A 6,564-nucleotide genomic window follows, 5' to 3' on the forward strand; every position below is an offset into this window, starting at 1 on the left:
ATGCGAGGTCCGGTTTTCCCGCACGATGCATGGGATGGGCCGGCTCGGCGCGCACGTCACCCGCTCACGCATGAGGCGCCCGTGAACACCAGCGAGAGACCAGGGACCCGTCCTGCCCTGCTGTCACACACTCTGAGAGCACGCGCCGCTGGCCGTATCTGCTGTACCTACCAATGGCAATGAATCGAAGGAGTCCCTGCGCCCCCGCGTCTTGGATCCGAAGGTTCCACGCGCGTGTGGCCAAAAGGATCTCGGTACTCGATGCCGCGCTGGCCGAGTGTGTGGCCGCGCTGGGCCGAGAGGCTGAGCATGCGCGCGCCGGACAGGGAGCTGAAGGTGGCATAACAGTGTCGAGACAAAGGAATCGACTTGTTGGCCGCAGTGGGGCCTCCGGGCTTCGAGATGACCAGGAGAGCCCCCGTTCCCTCCACGGCAAGATCCCCTAATCGACTAGTCGTGCCACTCAGCCAAGGCTCCGTCTACGACGCCTTGGCGGAGGTGGATACCCCCGAGGTCGGCGAGGACGATGGTGCGGGTGCGGGTGCGGGTGCGGGTGCGGGTGCGGGTGCGGGTGCGGGTGCGGGTGCGGGTGCGGGGAGGGTGCGGTGGCGATTAAGGCCGTGGATGTCGAGGGCGAGGTGGAGGTGCTGCTCGGCACCGTCGAGGTCGCTGAGGCGGGCGAGGATCATGCCGGATTCGTGGCCCCAGTGGCCGGGGGAGCAGTGGGCGGCCCAGGAGTCACCGGGCGCGGTGGCCGTGTCGATGGCGGTCTAGGACATGACGAGGTACTTGCTTGAAAGAGGGATGGGCCAGGGCTCACCGATGAAGTCAAAGGGAATCCTGCACGTACGTCCCGGGGTGTCTTGCTGCTCCCTTGCGCGCTCTGCCACTATCCAGCCGACCCCTTGGATTGGGCTTCAGCCGCCGAGCAGAGGTTTTCCCGTGGGCCCGTGTTGGCGCGCGAGCGCGCAAGGAGAGCCGGCCCCAAGGGGCCGGCTCTTTGCATGAGAGACGACGATCTCCCCGAGGGATGGCATGTGCAGCGGGGGCGTCCGCCCTGAATACCGCCTCGGTCACAAGGTGTCCAGGTGGTCCCGAGCGGTAGAGATCAGCCGGGCCCGGGCCGTCTTGAACGGCTCCCAGTCCTGTGCCGCACGTGCTCTACGCAGACCAGCCAGTACCTCGTGTGCCTGGGCTCCCACCTCGGGGACGTTAGTCAGCTCGATCAGAGTCAGGGCGCGGCGGGACGCCAGGTGCGCCTCGTCCTGGGCTCGGGTGTGCGCGTGGCCATTGTGGTCGGCCCGGCCTACCTCGGCCTCCCAGGCCAGTGTCATTTCCCTGTCGGTGGCCGCGACGAACTCGAGGACGGTGTCGCGTTGTGTGGCATAGCGGGTGGCCGCACGGGCGGCCTCAGCGGTGAGTTGGGCGGTTCTGAGCCCAGCAGACCTTCCGATCAGGCCGCCGCCGACAGCGGCGACCGCGGCTATCACTGCGGTGATGATGGTCTCCATGGCCCGACGGTAGCGGCCGTGCTCCCGCTGTTCCCCGGGTTTACCCTGGGACGTCTGGGCCTGTCTCGACGTGTGGTGACGGTCCTGAGAGGCCTCGTTGTGCGCGCTTCCCGGCGGCCCGGCGGGCTACGCGGCGTTGATCTCGGTGATCTGGCAGGCGTCGGCGGTGCGGGTGAGGCGGAGCCACGTGTAGCCCCTTGGGTCAGTCGATGGAGATCCGGACGAGCCGTGTTCTGTTCTTATTTGTAGTTGGCTGCCGAGCCGACGCAGTCGGGCTGGGTGAACACGTATCTGTCATCCGCTGCGAGCTCGGCGAGGGCATCGGTGCGCGGGAACCTGGGATGAAGGCGCGGAAGCGGGCGCTGGCTAGCCCGCAGGCTGCCACTCTCATACGGCCCCTATGGCGCTCCCTAAGCTTCCCCTCAGAGCAGCGACCTGCCCGACCATAGTTCATTCTTGACCTATGCCCCTCAATTGTGGTCAGGTAGGCATGTGACCACTCCCGCCCTCCGCGCAACTCTCCCAACGGTTGAGGTGCTGACTCTGCTGCTAGAAGCACCGGCGGATGATCCGCAGTGGGCGACGAAGATGAGCGCCCAGGCCAGCCTGGGCAAGAGCACGGTTTCGCAGATCCTGGCCAGACTTACTGCACTGGCGTGGATCGTGACTCGGGACGAGCAGACTGCGCATCCAGGTCGCCCACCAAGGGTCTTTTGCACATTGACGAGCGAGGGGCGTCGTCAGGCAAAGGCGGTACTAGCCGCGAGAGCCACCCGCCGCCAGCACCGGCCTGGAGACTCGACCGCGGGATCGATGACGTCTGAGAGTCCGACACAGAACGATGCCAGCCGCCCAGTTCAACCCGCTCGCAGCGCATCGCAGGCTCAGCAGGGGGGCTCACGCCCCCGAATGAACGGTCACTGGCCTATCGATTTCTCCCACCTGGAGAAGTACCGCGCCGATCAAGCCATCGACGCGGCCATCTCCGCAGGAGAGTCACCTCCAGTCTCGGAGAGCGAATCTCTTGCACGTTTGGCCGAACTGAAGGAAGCACACAAGGCACTCCAGTCCGTCAACCAGCAGCTCACCACTGGCTTCCTCGCCCGAAGCGCTGTTGCTGCGACCCACAGAGCGGAACACGAGGACGCCATCCATGTTCTCCTGATGGAAGCCCTCTACATTCGCAGTAAGACCTTGAAAGCCCACAACTACTGACATCGTGCGCGGGTCACGGTGCCAGCACGTTGGCCACCCGGGCCAGGCGGCCAGCCGCCGGCGCGAAGCGGTTCGCAGGGTTGCGGAAGGAGTACTCGTCATCGTTGACGGAGAAGCCGTACCCGGCGGTCGCCCAGCGCACGTGGCCGGGAGCCCCTTGATGCACCAGGAGAGCAGTGGGGAGGGCGCGGGGTCTTCCACGCCGGTACGACCGCGTAGCGCGTCCGACACGCGGTCAAAAGCTGGAGGCGCTCGTCGCCAAATACGGACCGATCGCCCCCCCCCGGTACATCGCCGGCAACAGCATCCCCTGCCCCATACCGCCGAGACCCTCGGCACGACGGAGAAAGCCGCCAGCTCTCGGTCGACGCACGACGAGTACCTGAACCGCTGAACGCACTCGGGAAGGTGCCCACGCACGGTTGGCCGGCCATGGATGCATGCTGCTCGAAACGCGTCAGGCCGAGTTCTCTGGCATGGTCCGCTTCGCGTTCGGCACCCTGCGTGCCCGCATCAAGGCCCGATCGGAGCGCAGCACCGCCGTGTAGACCCGGCGCTCGGGCCTCCCACGCCGTTCCGGCCGTCATGGCGGGTTGTCGCGTCGCTCGTTCGGATGGCTGAAGATCAAAAGGGACCCCAGGCAGCAGATCAGGTCAGGACACTGCCGTCCGTGCCCTCAACCACCTCACCACGCCGAGCCCGCGGGCTCGCCGTCCTCGCGCTCCTCGCCGCCGTCCTCGTCACCGGCTGCTCCACGGATTCCCCGCCGCAGCACTCCGAGCGCCTGCAGAAGGCCGCTGGCCTGAAAACCTTTCACGTCGAGACCACCAAGGATCTGTGGGAGAAGACATCAGACCAGTCCGGACGCGGCGGGCAGGACCTGGAGCTCAAGACCACGACCAAGGAGCTCGACAACGGGCTCATCCAGGTCGAACTCAGCGGCGTAGACCTGGCGAACTACCTCCGGATCCTGGACTACATGGCCCACGGCGGCACGGACTCGAAGAACCTTGGCAAGCACCACAGCGCCGAGTCCATCCGCATGTACGACGAGATCGCCAGCGTCCTCGACGGCGTCACCAAGCGTCCTGGCCCGAAAGACCCGGTGCCGCGCGTCGTCGTCGACACCGCCTTCGTCGACACCAAGAACAAGAACTAGACCCACCCCAGGCTGCAGCTGATCGCAGGGCCCCGCTAGACCAGCGGGGCCCTGCGTGTGCCAGGTGCCGGTCTTGGCCTATCTCGGCTTCCGCCAGAACTTTCCCGCCTGCCACTGCACCCCATCCCCAGCCACCCGCCCCTACGTCCCCGACCGCGCCTACGCCGTCGGCCAGATCGCCCACCGCCTGGCCACCCGCACCGCTCTACCCCAGCTGGCCCCAGCCCTGGCCATAGCCATCTTCACCGGCGCCCCCTCTCCCAGCTGCGCACCGTCCACTACCGCCATATCGACGCCGCTGCCTCCACCCTGACCCTCCACGACCGCTACAGCCGCCCGCCACCACGGACTCGCGGCCAACTGCCACACCTACACCGTCCCTACCTGGGCACGCCCCTTCCTGCTGGCCGCCACCCACCTGCTCCACTCCACCCCCTACGGCGACGGCCTCCTCCTGTCCCAACACCCCCACTCCCTCCCGCCCCTGATCGGCTTCGCCGAACACTGCCGCCTGCGCCCGCCCCAGCCAGCCCCGCCCCACCACCCCCACACCAAACCAACAGCGAGAAGGACGGCCGGCCCGTCCACGGTCCAGTGGTACGACGGCTACCTCCACCCCACCCTCGAGGCCGTCAGCTACGAGCAATGGCTGCACTCACCCCGATGACCACAGCCCGCCCTTGCCACACCCCCTGCCCGTGCGAGCATCCCGTTTGTCGGGGCCCACACTGCTCCCCGACTCGTTCGTGCAGGCTTGCGCTCAGGTCGCTCAGGTCGCTCAGGTCGCTCAGGTCGCTGGAGGGCGTGGTGAGTGCACTGATGATGCTGTTGTTTGCTTACCACTGGGCTTACCAAGCGCTGCTTTTGCGCTGATGGGCCAGGCCTGCTGGTTTCTGCTGTGGGACTGACGGAGCCGGCCGGCTGCTGCTCCCCGCTTACGGGGGGGATGGTGCCTGCTGGACGCCCGGGTGTTGAAAGTGTCGGTCTGTTGCCTGCGTCTGTAGGGATGGTGCCGAGCTCATCGCGATCGCCGACGACGCCGACGGCTTGCTGCACGTGGCTGGGTCGACGCTGGGGGAGGGGTATCTGTTTGCCGGTTTCTGTGGAAGTGGTTCAGCTGAGGTTGGGTGTGCGGTAGAACTGCAGCTCATTGAGTCTGCTCCCCGTACCCGTGGGGTTGTTCCCGCCATGTTGACGTCGATACCGACCGGGTGGCGCTGTTCCCCGCGTGCGCGGGGATGGTCCCCCGGCATGCCACGGCGCGCGGCGGCCGCTGTCCTGCTCCTCGCGCGTCGCTGAGGTGTACACGATGCTGCGCTACTGCTCCCCGCGTGCGCGGGGGTCGTGGTGGGGTGTGGGTGATGCGTTTTCCGCATAGGGCCAGGTTCTATATGCCGTATGCGGAAATTGCATGCGGTGTGTGGGGTTGTTGGGTGGTGTTCCTGCTGGTGCGGCGTGCTGCTCCTGTTGATGTCTGTGTCTGATCGTGCGGTGGGGCGGGGCCCGTGTCCGGGGAAGGGCCTGGATCCGTCGCTGTGCTCTCCTTGATGCCTCTGCTTGTCGCCGGTGCTGGCCCGGCCCTTGCTCGGGTGTGTGCGTGCCGGCCGGTCGTCTGTGGGGGCCTGGGCCTGGGGCCGGGGTGTTCTGTCCTGGGTGGTGGTGTTGTGGTGAGTGTGGGGTCCCTGGGAGCCTCTCAGGCCGTTTCCCCTGGTGGCGCGGTGGGTTGAGAGCTGTGAGGGGTGTTCCGGCCGTGACTTTCAAAGCACTGGCCGAACCGGAGGAGGGATTCTTCCTCCGGCCGGCACCGTGGGATGGGTAGGCCGTTGTCGAGCCGACACCGCCTTCCATGGTGTCGACGGCCCTCCTTCTACCCCCCTGTTCGCGGGCGGCCTGGAAACCGCAGGTCGTGACGCTCGCGCCCACCGCCCCTGTTCAGCGTGCGGGCCGGGGCGAGCCCCGGCTGCTCCTCGCGGGTTGAGGCAAGGGGGATACGGTTTCCGCATAAGGGAGGACCGGCCCTGCCCGGGTCGGGTATCCGGTTTCCGCATGCAGGCGAGGGGCTGCTCCCCAACCCTTTTCTCCGGTCGCCGGCGTATGTCGTCTGTCCGGTTGCTGGCTCGAGCTCACGAGCGGCGTGCTCCGCAGCCGGCCCCCCGCCTGGGCCGCGCCCCGGCACACAGCACCCTGCCAGTGTGCCCCTGTGGCTGCTTCTGTTTCGGAGCTGTGGTGGGTGGCTGTTCGTCTTGATGCGTTTTCCGTATGGAGTGTTGATGGCCCGCCAGGGGGTGTCTGCTGAAGGTGTTTTGAGGGTTCCTCACTCGCAGCCAGATTTCTAGTGGTTAGCGGAATATGAGGGGTTTGGGGTAGTTTGGCTATAGGTCTAGACAACTATTCTTTAGTCTCCCTCCTGTTCCTCACTTACAGTGACGCTCTCTGTGGCGTCCTCACGCCCGTGGAGTACTACCCCGCCACCACTCGAAGTGCGTCCCACGAGCGTGGCAAACGGCCCGGCATACACCGCCGGCCCCGCAGGGGCCGCACACCACCCACCACACCCCGCCCCACCCAACACACCATCAACTATCCACCGCACCAACCCACTTACCAGCACCACACCCCGCCGCAGGCGGGCGCCCACCACAAACAACCCCCCACCCCCACACCACCCCCACCACCCCG

The 6,564-nt window shown here is 66.7% G+C and carries 5 protein-coding genes; 2 read left to right on the forward strand and 3 right to left on the reverse strand.

Features of this window, described 5'->3' with window-relative positions; translation table 11 throughout:
* Positions 1-479 precede the first annotated feature (479 nt).
* Positions 480-689, reverse strand: coding sequence for a hypothetical protein (locus ACZ7G1_RS36945; RefSeq protein ID WP_470881251.1), 210 nt, complete (start codon positions 687-689; stop codon positions 480-482).
* A gap of 384 nt (positions 690-1,073) precedes the next feature.
* Positions 1,074-1,511, reverse strand: coding sequence for a hypothetical protein (locus tag ACZ7G1_RS36950; protein ID WP_470881249.1), 438 nt, complete (start codon positions 1,509-1,511; stop codon positions 1,074-1,076).
* A gap of 534 nt (positions 1,512-2,045) precedes the next feature.
* Between ACZ7G1_RS36950 and ACZ7G1_RS36955 the strand changes: the two genes are divergently transcribed.
* Positions 2,046-2,726 carry a hypothetical protein gene (locus ACZ7G1_RS36955; RefSeq protein ID WP_470881247.1) on the forward strand — a complete coding sequence of 227 codons (681 nt, stop codon included), beginning with the start codon at positions 2,046-2,048 and terminating at the stop codon, positions 2,724-2,726.
* Positions 2,727-2,739: 13 nt separating this feature from the next.
* Here the strand turns inward: ACZ7G1_RS36955 and ACZ7G1_RS36960 are convergent, their stop codons facing one another.
* A complete protein-coding gene (locus tag ACZ7G1_RS36960; protein WP_470881245.1) occupies positions 2,740-2,868 on the reverse strand; it encodes a hypothetical protein in 129 nt (42 codons plus the stop codon).
* A 528-nt stretch (positions 2,869-3,396) separates the two neighbouring features.
* On the opposite strand from ACZ7G1_RS36960, the gene ACZ7G1_RS36965 reads away from it, so the two are divergent.
* Entirely contained in the window at positions 3,397-3,885 is a 489-nt protein-coding gene (locus ACZ7G1_RS36965; protein WP_470881243.1) for a hypothetical protein, read from the forward strand.
* Positions 3,886-6,564 lie beyond the last annotated feature (2,679 nt).

It is taken from the genome of Streptomyces sp. NPDC037273 (assembly GCF_055603625.1).

Bases quoted from the DNA above. Each gene is read 5' to 3' on its own strand.
- ACZ7G1_RS36950 (WP_470881249.1), bottom strand. From the start codon at position 1,511: ATGGAGACCATCATCACCGCAGTGATAGCCGCGGTCGCCGCTGTCGGC.
- ACZ7G1_RS36945 (WP_470881251.1), bottom strand. From the start codon at position 689: ATGATCCTCGCCCGCCTCAGCGACCTCGACGGTGCCGAGCAGCACCTC.